This is a genomic window from Deltaproteobacteria bacterium (assembly GCA_016235345.1).
Lineage (GTDB): Bacteria > Desulfobacterota > Desulfobacteria > Desulfobacterales > Desulfatibacillaceae > JACRLG01.
In genome coordinates this window covers 77,918-97,868 of record JACRLG010000007.1, presented here as the reverse complement: position 1 = coordinate 97,868, position 19,951 = coordinate 77,918, and the positions used below count along the sequence as shown (strand labels likewise).

The 19,951-nt window shown below is 59.0% G+C and carries 12 protein-coding genes; 9 read left to right on the top strand and 3 right to left on the bottom strand.

Annotation, left to right across the window (positions count from 1 at the left end; genetic code table 11):
* Positions 1-4: 4 nt before the first annotated feature.
* On the top strand, positions 5-3,313 hold the full coding sequence (locus HZB23_03790) for a methylmalonyl-CoA mutase family protein (protein MBI5843773.1): 3,309 nt from the start codon (positions 5-7) through the stop codon (positions 3,311-3,313).
* 225 nt (positions 3,314-3,538) lie between these two features.
* Here HZB23_03790 and HZB23_03785 read toward each other — a convergent pair whose 3' ends face one another.
* The 3 genes from HZB23_03785 to HZB23_03775 form a co-directional block, all read right to left on the bottom strand.
* Complete coding sequence (locus tag HZB23_03785; protein MBI5843772.1) at positions 3,539-4,864, bottom strand: ammonium transporter; 1,326 nt, start codon at positions 4,862-4,864, stop codon at positions 3,539-3,541.
* A 182-nt stretch (positions 4,865-5,046) separates the two neighbouring features.
* Complete coding sequence (gene queA, locus HZB23_03780; GenBank protein ID MBI5843771.1) at positions 5,047-6,105, bottom strand: tRNA preQ1(34) S-adenosylmethionine ribosyltransferase-isomerase QueA; 1,059 nt, start codon at positions 6,103-6,105, stop codon at positions 5,047-5,049.
* A 17-nt stretch (positions 6,106-6,122) separates the two neighbouring features.
* Positions 6,123-6,308, bottom strand: a complete 186-nt coding sequence (locus HZB23_03775; protein ID MBI5843770.1) for a DUF2065 domain-containing protein — start codon at positions 6,306-6,308, stop codon at positions 6,123-6,125.
* Positions 6,309-6,474: 166 nt separating this feature from the next.
* Between HZB23_03775 and gatB the strand changes: the two genes are divergently transcribed.
* The 8 genes from gatB to HZB23_03735 all read left to right on the top strand — a co-directional run bounded on the left by gatB (position 6,475) and on the right by HZB23_03735 (position 19,713).
* Positions 6,475-7,908, top strand: a complete 1,434-nt coding sequence (gatB, locus tag HZB23_03770; GenBank protein ID MBI5843769.1) for an Asp-tRNA(Asn)/Glu-tRNA(Gln) amidotransferase subunit GatB — start codon at positions 6,475-6,477, stop codon at positions 7,906-7,908.
* A 209-nt stretch (positions 7,909-8,117) separates the two neighbouring features.
* Positions 8,118-10,070, top strand: a complete 1,953-nt coding sequence (locus HZB23_03765) for a DUF4445 domain-containing protein (GenBank protein MBI5843768.1) — start codon at positions 8,118-8,120, stop codon at positions 10,068-10,070.
* Positions 10,071-10,452: 382 nt separating this feature from the next.
* Complete coding sequence (locus tag HZB23_03760) at positions 10,453-12,000, top strand: acetyl-CoA decarbonylase/synthase complex subunit delta (protein ID MBI5843767.1); 1,548 nt, start codon at positions 10,453-10,455, stop codon at positions 11,998-12,000.
* A 97-nt stretch (positions 12,001-12,097) separates the two neighbouring features.
* Complete coding sequence (gene cooS, locus HZB23_03755) at positions 12,098-14,116, top strand: anaerobic carbon-monoxide dehydrogenase catalytic subunit (GenBank protein ID MBI5843766.1); 2,019 nt, start codon at positions 12,098-12,100, stop codon at positions 14,114-14,116.
* A gap of 98 nt (positions 14,117-14,214) precedes the next feature.
* Positions 14,215-16,434: a CO dehydrogenase/CO-methylating acetyl-CoA synthase complex subunit beta gene (cdhC, locus tag HZB23_03750; GenBank protein MBI5843765.1), complete on the top strand. Its 2,220-nt coding sequence runs from the start codon at positions 14,215-14,217 to the stop codon at positions 16,432-16,434.
* A gap of 91 nt (positions 16,435-16,525) precedes the next feature.
* Entirely contained in the window at positions 16,526-17,869 is a 1,344-nt protein-coding gene (locus HZB23_03745) for an acetyl-CoA decarbonylase/synthase complex subunit gamma (protein ID MBI5843764.1), read from the top strand.
* A 272-nt stretch (positions 17,870-18,141) separates the two neighbouring features.
* On the top strand, positions 18,142-19,023 hold the full coding sequence (locus tag HZB23_03740) for a dihydropteroate synthase (protein MBI5843763.1): 882 nt from the start codon (positions 18,142-18,144) through the stop codon (positions 19,021-19,023).
* A 69-nt stretch (positions 19,024-19,092) separates the two neighbouring features.
* The gene (locus HZB23_03735) at positions 19,093-19,713 is read left to right on the top strand and encodes a DUF3786 domain-containing protein (GenBank protein ID MBI5843762.1); all 621 of its coding nucleotides are present in this window, start codon (positions 19,093-19,095) and stop codon (positions 19,711-19,713) included.
* Positions 19,714-19,951: the final 238 nt, after the last annotated feature.

The window sequence follows — 19,951 nt, the reverse complement described above, 5'->3', positions numbered from 1 at the left end:
TCAAATGACGGATCAGGACAGCGCCCCGGCGGTTTGCGGGCCGGGCGCACACGAAAATTACAGCGCGGGACAGGACCACGTTGTCTACGCACCCAAAAACCCGGTCCGGGTGGTTACGGCAACCAGCCTCTTCGACGGCCACGACGCCTCCATCAACATAATCCGCCGAATGCTCATGTCGGGCGGCGTGGAGGTGATCCATCTGGGCCACAACCGCTCGGTGGACGACGTGGTTGCCGCCGCCATCGACGAGGACGTTCAGGGAATCGCCATTTCATCCTACCAGGGCGGGCACATGGAGTTTTTCCGCTACCTGGTTGATCTTCTGAAGGAGCGCGGCGCGGGCCACATAAGGGTTTTCGGCGGCGGCGGCGGCGTCATCGTGCCAGCAGAAATACGGGAGCTTGAAGCCTACGGAGTGGAAAAGATTTACTCGCCCGGCGACGGCGCGCGTATGGGCCTTATAGGCATGATAAACGACATGGTCAGGCGCATGGATTTTTTAGTGGCGGAAAAGCCCGTGGAGGACATCTTTGGCCTTGGCCCGGACAACATCCCCCTGGTTTCGCGGTGCATCACCTGCCTGGAAAATTTCGGGGCCGGGGCCGACGGCCTGCGCGAAAAAATCCGTCAGGCGGCGGAGTCCAAAAAGGTGCCCGTGGTGGGCATCACCGGAAGCGGCGGCGCGGGCAAAAGCTCCCTTACCGATGAAGTGATTTTGCGGCTCGTTCACGATTTTCCGGAAATAAAAGTGGCCGTGGTCTGCACCGACCCTTCCCGGCGCAAAACAGGCGGCGCGCTTTTAGGTGACCGCATCCGCATGAATTCCATAGACAAAAAGGGCGTTTACATGCGCTCTTTGGCGACCCGCAACAGCCAGACCGAGCTTTCCAGCGTGATCGCCGAGGCCGTGAGGGTTTTAAAGGCGGCGGGCTTTGACCTCGTAATCGCAGAAACCGCAGGCATAGGCCAGGGCGACACCGCCATAGTGGATTTGGTGGACATCCCGGTTTACGTGATGACCGGCGAATTCGGGGCCGCAACCCAGCTTGAAAAAATCGACATGCTGGATTACGCGGACCTTGTGGTGGTGAACAAGTACGAGAAGCAGGGCGGGCCGGACGCGGTGCGCCTGGTGGCCAAGCAGGTCCAGCGCAACCGCGAGGCCTGGGACAGGCTCCCGGAGGACATGCCTGTTTTCGGCACATCGGCGTCAAAATTCAACGACGACGGCGTAACGGCCTTCTACCTTGCCCTTTTGGACCGCATCAACGAAAAGTGCGGGCTGTCGCTTTCATCCCCCCGCCAAAGGCCAGCCGAAAAGGTCTCCACCAGCCAAACGCTAATTATTCCGGGCGAGCGGGTGCGCTATCTTTCCGAAATAGCCGAAACCGTGCGGGGCTACCACAAAGAGACCCGAAGCCAGATGGACGCGGTGCGCAAGGCATGGCATCTTGAGGAGGCCGCCAAGGCGGTTGGGAACGAAAAGGACGCCCGCTACCATATTGAAATGGAGGCGCAAAAGGCGAGAGGGGCCATTGAGCCGGAAACCGAAAGCCTTCTGGAGTCCTGGCCCGCGCTCAAGAAAAACTATTCGGGCCGCGAGTTTTGCTACACCATAAGAAACAAGGAATTCAGGGTTCCCCTTAAAACCCAGAGCCTTTCACACACCGCCATTCCTAAGGTGGCACTGCCCCAAAGCGAGGACCCGGCTGAAATCTACCGCTTTCTGCGGGAGGAAAACCTTGCGGGCTACTTCCCGTACACCGCAGGTGTTTTCCCCTTCAAGCGCATGGACGAGGACCCCACCCGCATGTTCGCGGGCGAAGGCGACCCGGCCCGAACCAACAGGCGTTTCAAGATGCTGTCGGCAAATTCCGAGGCGACCCGGCTTTCAACGGCCTTCGATTCCGTAACCCTTTACGGGCGCGACCCCGACCGGCGGCCCGACATCTTCGGGAAAATCGGCAACTCAGGCGTCTCGGTCTGCACCGTGGAAGACGTGAAGGTGCTCTACGGCGGCTTTGACCTTTGCGCGCCGTCAACGTCGGTCTCCATGACCATAAACGGCCCGGCCCCAATAATGCTCGCCATGTTTTTAAACACCGCCATCGACCAGCAGGCGGAAAAATTCAGGAGCGAAAACGGACGGGAGCCAACGGCGGAGGAATACGCCAAAATCAAGGCCACCGCGCTCTCTTCGGTGCGCGGCACTGTCCAGGCCGACATATTAAAGGAGGACCAGGGCCAGAACACCTGCATCTTCTCCACCGAGTTCGCCTTGAAGATCATGGGCGACATCCAGGAGTTTTTCATAAAAAACAACGTGCGGAACTTCTACTCGGTCTCCATTTCCGGCTACCACATCGCAGAAGCCGGGGCCAACCCCATAACCCAGTTGGCTTTGACGCTGGCCAACGGGTTCACCTATGTTGAATATTATCTGTCGCGGGGAATGCCAATAGACAGCTTCGCGCCCAATTTCTCCTTTTTCTTTTCAAACGGCATGGACCCCGAATACACCGTGATAGGCCGGGTGGCCCGGCGCATCTGGGCCATCGCCATGAGGGAGCGTTACAAGGCAAGCCCAAGAAGCCAGATGCTCAAGTACCACGTTCAGACTTCTGGCCGCAGCCTTCACAGCCAGGACATACAGTTCAACGACATCCGCACCACACTGCAGGGCCTTTGCGCCATATATGACAACTGCAACAGCCTTCACACCAACGCCTTCGACGAGGCCATAACGACCCCCACGGCGGAATCCGTTCGCCGGGCACTTGCGATACAGCTTATCATCAACCGGGAATGGGGGCTTGCCAAGAACGAGAATCCCAACCAGGGAAGCTACATTGTGGACGAGCTTACCCGGCTCGTGGAAGAGGCGGTTCTGATGGAGTTCGACCGCATAACCACGCGCGGCGGCGTTCTTGGGGCCATGGAGCTTGGCTACCAGCGGGGCCGCATCCAGGACGAATCGGTCCTGTACGAAACCCGCAAGCACTCCGGCGAGCTTCCCATAATCGGAGTCAACACCTTCCTCGACCCCGACAAGGGCGGCATGGAGGACATGGGCACCATAGAACTGGCCCGCTCCACCGACCGGGAAAAGGACTCCCAGCTCACCCGCCTTGCCGCCTTCCAGAAGGCCCACGAAAACGAGGCCCCGGAGGCCCTGGCGCGGCTCCAGAAGGCGGCGCTCACCGGCGAGAATCTGTTCAACATCCTTATGGACACCGTGCGGGTGGCGAGCCTGGGGCAGATCACCGAGGCGCTGTATTCCGTGGGAGGAAGATACAGACGCAACATGTAGGCAGGCCGACAGGCTGTCCAAAAACGCGAACTGCTGTGTCACGCATCGCGGCGCGGGTCGTCATGTACGAAAAGTACTATTCCTTCCCGCGCCGCTCGCGTTCCTTGCATTTCATCGTTTTTGATCAGCCTGCGTCGTAGGTAGTCGGGAAAAACACTTGGCGATTGGCCCGTCTCCGGGTGGCCCCGGCAACTCGTTGCCGGGGCGCGAAGCGCAAGAGGTCAGTTAACCCTCAACATTATTAATACTATAACCTCTTTCGCCGTGAAGGGCGTAATCGAGACCCGCAACTTCGCTTTCCTCGTCTATTCTGAATCCGACGGTTTTCTGCACGATGAAACAGATGGCCGCCGTGGCCGCCACCGCAAGGGCCACCGTGACGGTAAAGCCCATCGCCTGGATGCCGAACTGTGAAAAGGCGTTCCAGCCCGCGACCTTGGAGGCGGCATTGGTCATCCAGCTTGGCCGCACGAAAAAGGCCAGCAGGAGGACTCCCATGCCGCTTCCCACGCCGTGAACGCCGAAGCAGTCCAGGCTGTCGTCATAGCCGAACCGGCCCTTCAACTGAAGGGCGGCGTAACAGATGCAGGATGAAAGCGCGCCAAGGATGAGAGCCCCCCAGGGCTGAACCACGCCCGCCGCAGGTGTTATGGCCACGAGCCCCGCAAGAATACCTGAGACAAGGCCAAGGGATGTGGCCTTGCGGTAATGGATGGCCTCGATGATGACCCACGTAAACGCGCCGCTGGCTGCGGAAACCTGGGTCATGGTGAGGGCGCGGGCTGTGTCCAGGCCGCTCTGCACCGTGGAGCCTGCGTTGAAGCCGAACCAGCCCACCCACAGGATTCCGGCTCCCATTATGGTCATGACAAGGTTGTTGGGCAGCATGGGGGTCTTGGGATAGCCCTTGCGCGGCCCCAGGAAGATCGCCACCACAAGGGCCGAAAACCCGGCTGACACGTGGATCACCAGCCCGCCCGCAAGGTCTATCACGCCCGCCGCGCCAGAGTTGAAAAGCCAGCCCGAAGGCGACCAAATCCAGTGGCACAGGGGGCAGTAGACCAGGAGAAACCACAGGACGATAAAGAGGATGTAACCCCTGAAATAGACCCGCTCGGCCAGGGCTCCGGCGATGAGGGCCGGGGTGATGATGGCGAATTTTCCCTGGAACATGGCGATGACGTATTCGGGAACGCCGTTTACGATGGTGTCGTCAATTCCCCTCAAAAAGAAGTAATCTCCCTTCCAGCCCACGAAGCCGCCCAGGATGCTGTCCCCGAAGGCCAGGGAATAGCCCACCGCCACCCACAGGACCCCGATCACGGGAATTGCTATCATGCTGTGCATCATGGTTCCCAATACGTTCTTGGACCGCACAAGCCCGCCGTAAAACATGGCGAGCCCCGGCACCATTAAAAGCACCAGGGCGGTGGAGGTGAGCATCCAGGCGGTTATGCCGGTGTCAACGCCGTGGGGGTCCGCTGCGGCTGCCAGCGCCGGGAAAGCGAAGTATAGTGATAAAATGGATAACACTGCGGATTTCTTGGTCATTGCGTCTCCTTGAAGGTTATCGGGTTACAGCAAAATGGTTCGCAACCCTATAGACGCTTGACGAATTTATGTCAACCCATTGATTTTAAAAGATAAACTTGAGTGGGGCCAACAAATTGAACATTTTTGTTAGCAGAACCTATACTACAAAATTGTCGTGTAAGTTAAGAGAAACTACAAAATTATACAATAAACATGGCATCCCCGTAGCTGAAAAAGCGGTATTGATGTTGGACCGCCTCACGGTAGGCGGCCAGAATACGCTCGCGCCCGGCAAGGGCGCTCACCAGGAAAAGGAGGCTCGTGCGGGGAAGGTGGAAGTTGGTGATTAGCCCCTCAACGGCGCGGAAGCGGTATCCGGGAAGGATGCAGAGGTCACAAAGGCCGCTTCCGGCGCTGACGCGGCCAGAGGGATCGGCGCAAAACTCCAGGGTGCGGGTGGACGTGGTCCCCACGGCGATGACCCGGCGGCCCTCCCCTTTCGCCCGGTTGACGGCGTTGGCCGTTTGCTCCGGCACGGTGTAGCGCTCGGCGTGGACCCTGTGAAGGCGCACGTCGTCCACCCGCACCGGCGCGAAGGTGCCGTAGCCCACATGCAAGGTTACGCTGGCAGTCTCAACCCCCACTGCATTCAGGTTTTTCAGAAGCTCCCCTGTAAAGTGAAGCCCCGCCGTGGGCGCGGCCACGGCCCCGTTTTCTTTGGCATAAACCGTCTGGTAAGAGGCCGAATCGTCAAAGGCGGATGCGTCCGCACTCCTTTTGATATAAGGCGGAAGCGGAACCCGGCCTATGGTTTCGAGAATTTCCAGAGCCTCGGTTCCGAAGGAGAAGGCCAGGGTGTAGATGCCGTCTGCTCCTGAAATAATTTCTGCACAATGTCCGCCGTCGAAGAAAATGCGTCGCCCGATTTTCGGGGTCTTGGCGGACCGCAACAAGCAGGACGTGGTGAATGAGCCGGTTCGCCCCGCTTCCTCCATGCCTCCCGCAAAGTCCATTATCATGGCCTCGCAGAAGCCGCCGGTGTCCTTGGTTCCCAGAAGGCGGGCCCGGATGACCCTGGTGTCGTTCATCACCAGCAAATCGCCGGGGCGAAGAAGGCTTGCCACGTCCGAAAAACGCGAGTGTGAAACCGCCCCGGAATTTTTGTCCAGCGTAAGAAGCCGGGAGCTTTCGCGGTCGGGCCTGGGAACCTGGGCTATGAGTTCATCTGGAAGATCGTAGTGGTAGGCGGAAATTTCGATGTCGGCGATATCCAAGCTCACCGCCCCCCGAACCACAGAAAGACCGCGCCGGTCACCAGGATGCAGAAACCCAGGGTGCGAAGGGCCCTGTCCTCGTTTTTGGCCATCTCCAAAAGGGCCTCCTTCATCCTGCCCGGAAAAAGGAAAAACGGCAGCCCCTCCAAAACAAGGGCCGCACCAAGAACGCATAACACAAAATCCATTTACGCCTCCATTTCGCAAGTCGAGCCGGTTTTAATGCGGGAAGCGTTGGCGGTCAACGTCAAACTAATCTATAAATTAGCCTTGCCAAGATTGGGTAAAGTTCCTATTAATTGCAATTCCCCGCAAGGGGTGAAAATTCACGAAATCGGAAAAGAGGCTACTGACATGGAGTTTGAAACGGTAATCGGCCTTGAGGTCCACGCCCAGCTTAAGACCCGGTCCAAGATATTCTGCGGCTGCTCCACGGCTTTCGGTGCGCCTCCCAACACCCACACCTGCCCGGTGTGCCTGGGAATGCCCGGCAGCCTTCCCGTCCTCAACAAAAAGGCGGTGGACTTCGCCATCCTCACGGCCCTTGCCACCAACTGCAAGGTGAACCGGGAATCACGCTTCGCCCGCAAAAACTACTTCTACCCCGATCTTCCCAAAAACTACCAGATATCGATGTACGAGCTTCCTTTGGCCGAACACGGCTGGCTTGAGATCGAGACTTCAAAAGGCGGAAAGCGCATCGGCATAACCCGCATCCACATGGAGGAGGACGCAGGAAAGCTCGTGCACGACGAGCACTCCCCGGTAAGCCGGGTGGACTACAACCGCACCGGCACGCCTTTGATGGAGATCGTGAGCGAGCCGGACATGCGCTCCGCCGAAGAGGCCGGGGCCTACCTCAGGAAGCTCCACGCAATCTTGCGGTACCTTGACGTCTGCGACGGCAACATGGAGGAAGGCTCCTTCCGCTGCGACGCAAACGTCAGCATAAGGCCCGTGGGCCAGGAGAAATTCGGAACGCGAGCAGAGCTTAAAAACATGAACTCCTTCAAAAACGTGGAAAAGGCCATTGCGTACGAGGTCGCCCGCCAGACGGCGGTCATCGAGGACGGCGGAAGCGTGGTGCAGGAAACCAGGCTATGGGACGCCAACGCCGGGAAAACCCTTCCCATGCGGGGCAAGGAGGAGGCCCACGACTACCGGTATTTCCCGGACCCGGACCTTATACCGCTCATGGTTTTCCAGCAGTGGGAAAACGGGATGAAGGCGCTTCTGCCTGAGCTTCCGGACGCCAAGAAGGCCCGGTTCATGTCCCAATACGGCCTTTCCGACTATGATGCCGGGGTCCTGACCACCGAGCGCGACATCGCCGATTATTTCGAGGCCGTAGTGAACGAGGGCAACTGCGAGCCCAAGCAGGCCGCCAACTGGGTTACCGGCGGGCTTTCTGCCCTTCTCAACGAAAAGGGCCTTTCAATCGCCGGGTCCCCGATAAGCGCGGCATCCCTGGCCGCCATGCTGAAACTCATTGAATCCGGCGTCATTTCCGGAAAGATCGCCAAGACGGTTTTCGAGGAAATGGCAACTACCGGCAAGGCCCCGGACGTCATCGTGAAGGAAAAGGGCCTGGTGCAGGTTTCGGACACCTCGGTCATCGAAAAGGCCGTGGACGAGGTGTTGGCGGAAAGCCCCGCCGAGGTGGAGGGCTACAAGGGCGGCAAGGTGAAGCTCATGGGCTTTTTCGTGGGGGCCGTCATGAAAAAAACAAGGGGCAAGGCCAACCCGCAGTTGGTGAACGAGCTTCTGAAAAAGCGCCTGGAGAATTGAGCCCGGTCCATGGGATTATTATTTCTGGGAGCAAGGTTTATTTCCATTTCTCAGAGAGGTAACCTCCGTCACCCCGGCGTAGGCCGGGGTCCAGAAAAGAGCTGCCAACAGCAAAGAACTGGATTCCGGCCTACGTCGGAATGACGACCTTGGGCAACTACCCCCATGAAAAATGGAATCAAATTACGCTCCTGTTAATAGGAGGTTCAATGAGCACCGTAAAAGTCAAGTTTCTGCCCCACAACCAGGAAATCGAGGTTGAGGCCGGAACCAGCGTGATCCGGGCCGCCATGGAGGCCGGAGTTCACATAAACGCGTCGTGCGGCGGCGAGGGTGTGTGCGGCAAGTGCCGGATACTTGTCGAAGAAGGCTCCATCGAGGGCGGGGGCAAGGAAAAGGTCCGCCCCGAAGACTGGGCCAAGGGCTGGCGGCTGGCCTGCCAGAGCAACGTGAACGCCGACGTGGCGATCCGGGTGCCGGTGGAATCCTCACTAGACGCGGCGGTTCTCAACAAGGCCAAGAGCCCCCGGCGCACGGCCAAAATCAAGCAGATGGACTTGAACCAGTTGAAGGAGGAGGGTCTTTTCGTTCCGCCGGTGGAGGAAAAATACCTTGAACTTTCCCCCCCGTCCATCGAGGACAACGTGTGCGACGCAAGCCGGGTGATCAACCACCTGCGCCATAACCACGGCGAGCACCGCATGAAGGTGGACCTTTCGGTTATCAGGAAGCTCCCGCAGGTCTTGAGGGACAGCGACTTCAAGGTCACGGTGTCCCTGGCCCGGCCCGTTCGCATGGAATGCGGGCGGACCCACATAATCAACGTCAGCCCCGGCGACACCACCAAAACCCACTACGTGATCGCCATCGACATAGGCACCACCACCGTTTACGGCCAGCTCGTGGACGTCATCACGGGCGAAGTCCTTGCCGAGCACGGGGAGTTCAACGGCCAGATTAGCTACGGCGAGGACGTGATCACCCGCATCATATATGCCGAAAAGGAAGGCGGGCTGGACCGCATAAACGAAGTGGTTGTCGGCACCATCAACAAGATCATAAAGCGCATCATCCTCAGGGCCGGAATCGATCCCGACGAGATCACTACTGTCTCCCTTGCGGGCAACACCACCATGACACAGCTTTTCATGAAGGTGAACCCCAAGGCAATCCGCCGCGCCCCCTATGTTCCTGCGGCCACGCTCTACCCAGCCGTCAAGGCCGTGGAACTGGGCCTCGATCTTCCCCCCCACGTGACGGCCCTCATGTACCCCTGCGTATCGAGCTACGTTGGCGGCGACATCGTGGCCGGGGTCATGGGAAGCGGCATGTACCGCAGCGACAAGCTCACCTTGTTCATAGACATCGGCACCAACGCGGAAATCGTTGTGGGAAACAGCGACTGGATGATGTGCGCGGCATGTTCCGCAGGCCCGGCCTTCGAGGGCGGCGGCGTGGAGCACGGAATGAGGGCCACCATCGGGGCCATCGAGGATTTCTCCATCGATCCGGTCACCTGGGAGCCAATGAACCTCACCATAGGCAACACCCGCCCCAAGGGTATCTGCGGAAGCGGGCTCATCATAATGCTGGCCGCCATGTTCAACACCGGGCTCATCGACAACGCCGGAAAATTCAACCGCGACCTTGAAACCGACCGCATAAGGGTGCGCGACGAAGTGGTGGAATACGTGGTGGCCTGGCAGAAAGACACCCAGATCGACCGGGACATCGTCCTCACCGAAGCGGACATAGATAACCTCATCCGGGCCAAGGGGGCCATGTTCGCGGGCTACACCACCCTTCTGGGCGAGGTGGGCCTCACGGTCTCGGACCTTGACCGGATAATCCTGGCGGGCGGTTTCGGCTCCTATGTGGACCTTGAAAGCGCCATGACCATAGGGCTTCTGCCCGAAACCGACCCGGAAAAGTTCATCTACCTGGGTAACGGTTCGCTCCTTGGGGCCAAGATGAGCGTTTTGACCAACCGCATAAGGCGCGACGTGGTGGAGGTGACCCACAAGATGACGAGCCTGGAGCTTTCCGAGGTCGCTTCCTACATGGACAACTACGTGGCCGCCCTTTTTCTGCCCAACACCGATGTCAACCTTTTTCCCAGGGTAGCGGAGCGAATCTCCCGGAGGGCCAGGCACGGCTCTTAGCTGAAGCTCTTTCCCACTGCTTGGGTATGGTTCTTTAAGGCCCGATCACCCCTTGCAGGCCCTGGGATATCTGAACGTGCGCTCATTTTCTATTGGATTGCTATTGACAAAAGCTCCTGATCTGCTATAGCGGCCAAGGTTTTCCAGGCTTTTTCAGGGCGTGGCGAACTGTTTTCATGAGCCCGTAAAATACAATATATTGCGGCTTATTTAATGCGCCCATCAAAATGCAGCCGCATTCGGGCATCGAATATATTTACAGGATGAACGGTCCCGGTTTTTTCCAAGGCCGGGACCCGGAAAAAAACCCCCGGCAGGGAGCGAACCCGCCGGACTTCTAAATAGGGCAACGGAACAACCAACCGCGTCCAAGGAGGAGCAAATGGCGTTTCAAGCTTTCAAGGAATCCTACTCAGGAAAAATCAAAGAGGTCACTCTTGGCAAAGGCGCCAAGGCGGTGAAAGTAGGAGGGGAAAACTGTTATCCGTTCTACCTTTTCGAAGGCGGCATCGGTAACAAGCCCGTTGTGGCCATGGAAGTGTGGGACATCGACCCCACCGACTGGGCCGAAGCTCCTGCTGCGATTTTCGCGGACGTAAAGGCCGATCCGGCCGCCTGGGCGAAAAAATGCGTGGAATACGGCGCTGACCTCATCATTCTCCAGTTGAAGAGCATCGATCCCAACGATAAAAACGCCGACGCAGCCTCCGCAGTCGCCACGGTGAAAAAGGTCGCAGCGGCCATCGACGTGCCCCTGGCCGTCTGGGGCTGCGCCAACGCCGCCAAGGACGAGGAAGTTTTGAAGAAGATCTGCGAAGAGTGCCAGGGCATGGACCTTCTCATCGGCCCCGTGGAAGAAAAGAACCACAAGGGCATAGGCGCTGCGGCTCTGGCCTTCAAGCAGAGCGTCATCTCCTCCTCCCCCATCGACGTCAACCTTGCCAAGCAGGTCAACATTCTCCTGGAAAACCTTGGCGTGCCCATGGACAAGGTCGTCATAGACCCCACCACCGGCGGCCTTGGCTACGGCCTGGAATACACCTACTCGGTCATGGAGCGGCTCACCATGGCGGCCCTTATCCAGGGCGACGACAAGCTCCAGCTTCCCCTCATCAACAACGTGGGAAACGAAGTCTGGAAGTGCAAGGAAGCCAAGCAGACCGCAGACGACGCCCCCACCCTGGGCGACCCTGAACGGCGCGGCATTCTGATGGAAGCGGTGGCGGCGGTCACGTATCTTCTGGCTGGCTCCAACATCCTCATCATGCGCCACCCCGAAGCGGTTCGCATGGTGAAATCATACATCGGACTCATGATCGACGGCGGAAGCGCGGCGGGCGTTGCCGGAATCACCAAGAAGCTCGGCGCCTTCACCGTTGACTTGGCCGCCCTGTCTCCGGCCCCCGATCTCACCATCGCAGCCGAAGTTGTCAAGGAAGCCCCCAAGGCCGCAGCGCCTGCGGCAGCCAAACCCGCGCCCGCAGCGGCAGCCGCACCTGCTGCAGCCAAGCCCGCAGCGGCCCCGGCTGCTCCCGCAGCGCCCGCAGCCGCTCCGGCGGCTCCTGCTGTTGATGCCGCAGCCTCAGCAGCAGCCGCAGCAGCAGCACAGGCCGCCACCGCAGCAGCAGCCAAGGCCGCAGCAGACGCCAAGGCGAAAGCGGATGCCGACGCCAAGGCTGCGATAGAAGCCAAGGCAAAGGCTGAGGCCGACGCAAAAGCCAAGGCAGAGGCCGACGCAAAGGCGGCTGAAGTCGCCAAGCGCAAGAGCGAGGAAGACGCCATCCGCGCCGCACGCGCAGCCGAAGCCGACAAGCGCGCAGCCGAGCGCTCCGTCAAGAAGGCGGCATCAGCCGGAACCACGGTTGCCGCTGTCCAGAGAACAGCCCTGGACAAGCTCATTGACAACCTGGATCGGGTGCACAGGCGTTAGCATTTCATGGTGACCAATGGCCGAACGCATATTTCGGCCCTTTTCTTATAAATAACGATGTTGATCGTCACCGATTTAACATGAGGAGGAACCTCGTATGGCAGAAGACGTGAAAGTTGAAAAAAAGGCCAAGTTGGCCGATCCCGTTGCTGCAAGCATCGATCCGGCGACCCAGGAAATGATTGCCCGCGCACAGAAGCTCGGCGTGGAAACCTGCTTTGACAGGGCCGAGAACTTGAAGCCCTGCAACATCGGCAACCAGGGCACCTGCTGCAAGAACTGCTCCATGGGCCCCTGCCGCCTGCCGCTGACCAAGATAGAGGGCGAAGATAATCGCAAGGGCATCTGCGGAGCCTCCCCGAATACGGTTGCGGCCCGTAACTTCTGCCGCATGATAGCGGCGGGCACAGCCGCCCATTCGGATCATGGCCGCAACGTGGCCGAGGTTTTTCTTACCGCAGCCCGCAAGGAATCGGACGCTTATTTCATCAAGGACACCACCAAGCTCCTTGCAGTGGCCCCGCATTTCGGCGTAGCCACAACGGTTGAGGTGGACGGCGAAGTGAAGGACCGCGACATCGACGAAATCGCCCTTGAAGTCGGCGAAATCGCGGTGGCGGAATGGGGCAAGGATTCCGGCGAACTCATGTATCTGAAGCGCGCGCCCCAGCCCCGTTACGAGCTGTGGAAGAAGCTGGGCGTTCTTCCAAGGAACATCGACCGCGAGATCGTGGAGATCATGCACCGGACGGCCATCGGTGTTGACCAGGACTACAAAAACCTGATGAAGCAGGGCACCCGCTGCGCCCTGGCCGACGGTTGGGGCGGTTCCATGATGGCCACCGACCTTCAGGACATCCTTTTCGGCACCCCCTATCCTCTTCAGAGCGAGGCCAACCTCGGCATCATGAAGAAGGATCATGTCAACATCATCATCCACGGCCATGAGCCCGTTCTCTCGGAAATCATCGTCCAGGTGTCCCAGAGCCAGGAGATGCTTGACTACGCCAAGTCCAAGGGCGCCAAGGGCATACAGCTGGGCGGCATCTGCTGCACCGCCAACGAAATCCTCCAGCGCCACGGCGTTCCCCTTGCAGGCACCTTCCTGCAGCAGGAACTGGCCATTGTAACCGGCGCATGTGACGCCATGGTGGTCGACGTGCAGTGCGTGTTCCAGAACCTGGCCAACGTGGCCAAGTGCTTCCACACCAAGGTCATCACCACGCATCCCATCGCCAAGATGGAGCAGGACAACGTTCTGCACATCGAGTTCGACGAGCATCACGCCATTTCCGACGCCAAGAAAATCGTCATGATCGCCTGCGACAATTTCCTGAATCGCGGCGAAGACGTCTGCATCCCTGGCCACAAGAACCCGCTCATCGCGGGCTTTTCCGTGGAATCCATCGAGTATCACCTGGGCGGCAGCTTCCGTGGCAATTACTACACGTTAAACGACAACATCATCAACGGACGCATCCGGGGCATCGGCGCGGTGGTCGGCTGCAACAACGTGCGCACCCGCCACAATGAAGCCCATCTCACGGTGGTCAAGGAACTCATCAAGAACGACGTCATCGTTCTCACCACCGGCTGCAACGGCATAGCCTGCGGAATGGCCGGGCTTCTCACGCCTGAAACCGCCCAGGTCTTCTGCGGCCCCGGACTCGCGGAAGTCTGCGAAACCGTCGGCATCCCGCCGGTTCTCCACATGGGAAGCTGCGTGGACAACAGCCGCATCCTTCTGGCCGCCAACGAAGTCGTCAAGGCCGGCGGCCTGGGCAAAGACCTCTCCGAGGTGCCCGCCTGCGGTTCCGCTCCGGAATGGATGAGTGAAAAAGCCATTGCAATCGGACAGTACGTGGTTGCATCGGGTATCTATACCGTTTTCGGCGGCGTATTCCCCACCAGCGGCGCACCTGTTTTCCAGGATTACCTCTTCAACGGACACGAAAAACTCTACGGCGGCATGTGGGATTTCGAGCCGGATCCCATCAAGCACGCATGGAAGATGATCGCCCACATAGACAAGAAGCGCAAGGCGCTTGGCATTGACAAGGGCCGCGAGCGCGTTCTCATGGATATGGCTGCACGGCAGAAGCTGGATGCGGCATAGACTGGTCCGTTTTCGCCAGCCGGAACAAAAGGTTCCGGCTGGCGGATTTGCAGAAAACCACATTGCACTAAAAAATCCTCAACGAAGGAGGACGTAATATGTCGAAGCTTGTCGCTTTTGCCGCCATCCAGGGCGCTTACAATATCGTTTCCAAGGCAGAGGGCGCGCTCAAAAAGTCCCTTGCCAGCCGCGACGCATCCACCAAGGTGGAATTTCCCAACACGGCCTATTACCTGCCGGTGATTTACTCCCTTCTGGGAATCAAGGTCGAAACCCTTGAAGACATGAAGCGGCCTCTGGCAATCGCCCGGAAGCTCCTTCCGCCCCACGTCAAGCGCGTGAACCATCTGCCCTACCTCGGCCCCCTGCTTGACGCAGGCATGGCCGCCCTTTTCGCCTTTGAAATCCAGGAAGCCATCCGCATTCTGGAAGACCCGGGTTTCTACAATCTGGGAAGCGAAGAGATCGACGAGGAAGGCGGGAAAATCTGGTTGGGCCCTGCGGACGACACCGTTTTCCGCAAGCGCGGCGTTGAGTTCGTGGACGGCTCCGCCCCCGGCTTCGCGGCCATCGTGGGCGCGGCTCCGGACCCGGAAACCGCCAAGCTCATCGTGGAAGACTACCAGAAGAAGAACCTCTACATCTTCCTGGCAGCCAACCAGAACGGCACCACCGTAGCCGAGCAGCTCATCCAGGCAGGCATCCAGATCGGCTGGAACACCCGTATCGTTCCCTTTGGCCCGGACATCTCCAGCGCCATCTTCGCCCTTGGCTTCGCCAACCGCGCCGCAATGGCCTTCGGCGGCATCCAGCCCGGCGACCACAAGAAAATGCTTATGTACAACAAGAACCGCATATTCGCGTTCGTCAACGCCCTTGGCGACGTGAACGCCGAGTGGGCCGCTGCGGCTGCGGGCTGCGTCAACTGGGGCTTCCCCACCATTTCCGACACCGACATCCCGGAGATTCTGCCCACCGGTATCTGCACCTACGAACACGTCGTGGCCAACATTCCCCACAAGGAAATGGTCCAGAAGTCCATCGAAGTCCGGGGCTTGAAGGTCACGGTCTCCCATGTGGACATTCCCCTTTCCTACGGCCCGGCCTTCGAGGGCGAGCGCGTACGCAAGGACGACCTCCACAGCCAGTTCGGCGGCGGCAAGGCCCAGTGCACCGAGCTCGTCAAAATGGCCGAGCTTAACGAGATCGAAGACGGCAAGGTCATCGTTGTCGGACCCGACATCCCGGACATCAAGGTCGGCTCCTCCAATCCTCTTGGCATCTACGTCCAGATCGCCGGACGCGAGTTCCAGGCCGATTTCGAGCCCATCCTGGAGCGCCAGATCCACCATCTCACCAACTACATCCAGGGCGTCATGCACATAGGCCAGCGCGACATCGCGTGGGTGCGCGTGTCCAAGCAGGCTGTGGAAAAGGGCTTCTCCCTGAAGCACATCGGCGTGGTTCTTCACGCCAAGTTCCATCAGGAATTCACCAAGATCGCAGACAAGGTCCAGGTGACTTTCTACACCAACAAGGAAGACGTGGACAAGCTCACCACCCGCGCGCGCGCCGAATACAGGCTGCGTGACGAGCGCGTGGAGACCATGACCGACGAGGGCGTGGAAACCTTCTACTCCTGCACCCTGTGCCAGAGCTTCGCGCCCAACCACGTGTGCACGGTCTCCCCTGAGCGCACCGGCCTCTGCGGCGCGTACAACTGGATGGACTGCAAGGCCTCCTTTGAAATCAACCCCACCGGCCCCAACCAGCCCATCGAAAAGGGCGAGTGCCTCGATCCGGTACTTGGCCAGTGGAAGGGCGTCAACGACTTCGTGTTCAAGGCCTCACGCGGCGCTGTCAGCAAGTACAATTTTTACTCCATGACCATAGACCCCATGACCACATGCGGCTGCTGCGAGGCCATCGCCGCAATGCTGCCCATGTGCAACGGCATCATGACCGTCAACCGCGACTACACCGGTGAAACCCCCTGCGGCATGAAGTTCACCACCCTGGCAGGCGTCATGGGCGGCGGCGCTTCCTCCCCCGGCTTCGTGGGACACTCCAAGTACAACGTCACCCAGCGTAAGTTCGTGTCGGGCGACGGCGGCCTGAAGCGCATGGTGTGGATGCCCAAAATATTCAAGGAAGAGATCAAGGACCGCCTCATCAAGCGCGGCCAGGAAATGGGTATTCCCAACTTCTACGACATGATCGCCGATGAGACCGTGGGCGTGACCGAGGACGAAGTGTACGCCTTCCTCCAGAAGGTCGGGCACCCTGCCCTTTCCATGGATCCCATCATCGCCGGTTGATGAAAAACACGCGCGGGGCGGTTGACGCCGTCCCGCGCTTATGGAATCGGGGACGTCCGAGAGGGACGCCACAGACAAGGAGAACCCCAAAATGGCTTTGACCGGTATTCAGATTTTCAAACTTCTGCCCAAGACCAACTGCAAGGAGTGCGGTGTGCCCACCTGCCTCGCCTTTGCCATGAACCTGGCAAGCGGCAAGGCGGAACTGGACCAATGCCCCTACGTCTCAGCCGAGGCGCGGGAGCAGCTGGCCGAGGCGTCCGCTCCCCCCATCCGCCCGGTGAAGATCGGCGCAGGCGTCCGTAATCTCACCATCGGCGGCGAGACGGTTCTTTCCCGCCACGAGAAGACCTTTTTCAACCCCACCGGATTGGCCGCACAGATCAATTCCGATATCTCCCCGGCTGACCTGGAAAAGAAGCTCAAGCTGTGGAACGTCTTCCAGTTCGAGCGCGTGGGTTTGAACCTCAGGCCCGAACTGGTTGCGGTGAAAGACGTCAACGGCAATGCCGACGCCTTCGCCAAGGTGGCCAAGGCAGTGGCCGAGTCCTCCGAGTTTAATGTCATCCTCATGACCGAAAACCCGGACGTGATGAAGGCTGGCGTTCTCGCCTGCGGATTCAAGAAGCCCGTTCTTTTCGGCGCAACTGCAAAAAACGCAGATGCTATGGGTGCGATGGCCAAGGAAACCGGGCTGCCCCTGGGCGTGAAGAGCGATTCCATCGACGGCCTCATTGCCCTTACCGAAAAATTCACGGCAATGGGCTTAAAGGACCTGATTCTCGATCCGGGCTCCCGTGAAATGAAGGCCCTTTTCGCCGACATGGTGGGCATCCGCCGCGCCGCCCTCAAGCAGGGCAACCGCGCTCTGGGCTTCCCCACCATCGTTTTCGCCAACGAAATGGCCGCCAACCTCGACATGGAAACCCTGGTGGCCGCAACCTTCGTAGCCAAGTACGGCTCCGTGGTTGTGATGAGCGACTTTGCCGGTGAAAACATCTTCCCGCTGCTTCTTGAGCGCCTGAACATCTTCACCGATCCCCAGAGGCCCATGACGGTCACCCAGGGCATCTACGAGATCAACAACCCGGACGCCAATTCCCCGGTCCTGGTCACCACCAACTTCGCCCTCACCTACTTCATCGTCTCCGGCGAAGTGGAAGGCTCCAAGATGCCCGCATGGCTCCTCATCAAGGATTCCGAGGGCCTTAGCGTCATGACGGCCTGGGCCGCAGGAAAGTTCTCCGGCGACGACGTGGGCGCGTTCGTGAAAAAATGCGGCATAGCCGACAAGGTCAATCACAAGCAGATCATCATCCCCGGCTATGCCGCCGCCATCGCAGGCGACATGGAAGAGGAGCTTCCGGGCTGGTCCATCACCGTCGGCCCCCGCGAAGCAGCCCACATCCCTGCGTTTTTGAAGGCACGGAAATAGAAGGACATAAGCCGGAAACCGTTTTTTGCCGAAACGCGAAAACCGGTTTCCGGTCTGCAAAGCCCGTCCAAAAGAGCTTGGCGGCACGGCCCCGCAGATGGTAAGAAAAAATATTCAACCCGCGACAGGGGACGTGACCCACGTTTTCACGCGGCTTTTTTAACGGACTCGTGACAGACTCGCAACAAGTCCCGGTCGCAGGCATATACTCGGCGGAATAGGGTTGCACGAGACTTATTACGGGTTCATCACATTAAACGGAGGAATTTTACATGATTCTGATCGGCGAAAGCCTCAACGTTATCTCCAAAGTCATCGGCAAAGCCTTCAAGGAACGCGACAAAGGCCCCATCCAGGCCGAAGCCGTTTTCCAGAAGGAAGCCGGAATGGACTACATCGACATCAACTTAGGTCCGGCCAAGAAGGACGGCCACGAGCTTATGCCCTGGGTGGTGGAAATGGTCCAGGAAGTCGTTCCCGACGTTCCCCTGGCCCTCGACACTTCCAACATTGACGCCATTGCTGCGGGGCTCAAGGTCTGCAAGATGCCCCCCCTCATCAACTCCATCATGTGCCGCCCGGAGCGCTATGAAAAGATGGTGCCCATGGCAGCCGAGAGCGGAGCCGATTTCATCGCCCTCATGTGGGGCCCCCAGGGTCTTCCCCGGGACGAGAACGAGCGGGCCGCCCTGGCTGTCGAGCTTCTCTATTTCGCCAACGAGGCCGGAATCGCCAACGAGAAGATCTGGGTGGACGGCATCGTGACCCCGGTGAACATTCAGCAGCCCCAGCTCATGAGCCTCATGAATTTCACCGCCATGCTCCAGGACATCGCCCCGGGCTGCAAGTCCACCTGCGGGCTTTCCAACATCAGTAACGGGCCTCCCTCACATCTTCGCCCGATACTCAACACCGCCTACATGATCATGCTTGAGCGCAATGGTATGTATTCCGTCATTTCCGACCCCCGCGACACGGTCCTCACAGACGTGGCCAAGGGCAGAAGGCCGGACATCGTGGAAGTCGTCCATAAGGTCATGGACGGTGACGCCATCGACATGGGCAGCCTTTCCAAGGAACTTGGCGACTACGTCAAGACCGCCAAGGTCATTTTGGGCCACACCCTTTATTCCGACTCCTGGCTGGAAATTTAAAGGCGCGGCTTTCCGTTGCAAAGCCCCTTTCCTCCGGGAAAGGGGCTTTGTAGTTTCAAGGGGGCAATTTTGGCAAGAGTTGACGATTACGAAAACGCGAAAAAAATCGCGGTTGAGGCCCTGTCCAAGAGGGACGCCACAGCCCTGGGAAGCGACGGCGGTTACGAGGTTACGGAGGGCGGAGTCCTGGTGATCCCCTTTTTGAACCGCGTGTTTCACGCTTTGCCCCCGGATTTCACCTTCACCGATGCAGATGAGCCGGAAAAGCCCGCGCCCATCCAGGAACAGGTTCTGATCCTTCACTATCTTCTGGGCGACCCCTTGGCCGATCCTTCCGAAGACTGGGCCGCTTACCGGGAAATTCCCGGCGCGTCCTTTTACACTTCGGCCTTCACAAAGCGCGCCATAGACCCCCTTAAAAAAATCTTCGGCGAAGACCCGGAATCATTGAAAAAGATCGCCCCCCTGGTGGGCGGGGTTCCGTTCGCCGGGCCCGGGGACGCCTGTTTCGAGTTCTCGCCCTTTCCCAGGGTTCCGGTTCGGATCATCCTCTACGCCGGGGACGAGGAGTTTCCGCCTGAAGCCTCCATCCTCTTCGACCGCAGCGTAGGCAGGATCATCTCGCCCGAAGACATGGCCTGGCTTGCCGGGATGATAGTCTACCGCATGGCCGCCCTAAAGCCCAGGTGACGCCGTAAGGATAAGGGCCACCGCATTTGAAAAGCAAAAGATGAAAAGCGCCTCCGGCGGCTGGGGGAACTCAAGTTCCCCCAGGCCCCCTTTTATCAAACGTCGCTTTTGCTGCGCAAAATCGCCGCAGTTTATGTTGGCGATGTTATTAAGCGGAGCATGGTTCTTTTCCATTCTTTAGAGAACTCTGGGTGAGGGAAGAAATACTACAATCTTCCTCCTCCAACGTTTTTGGGAG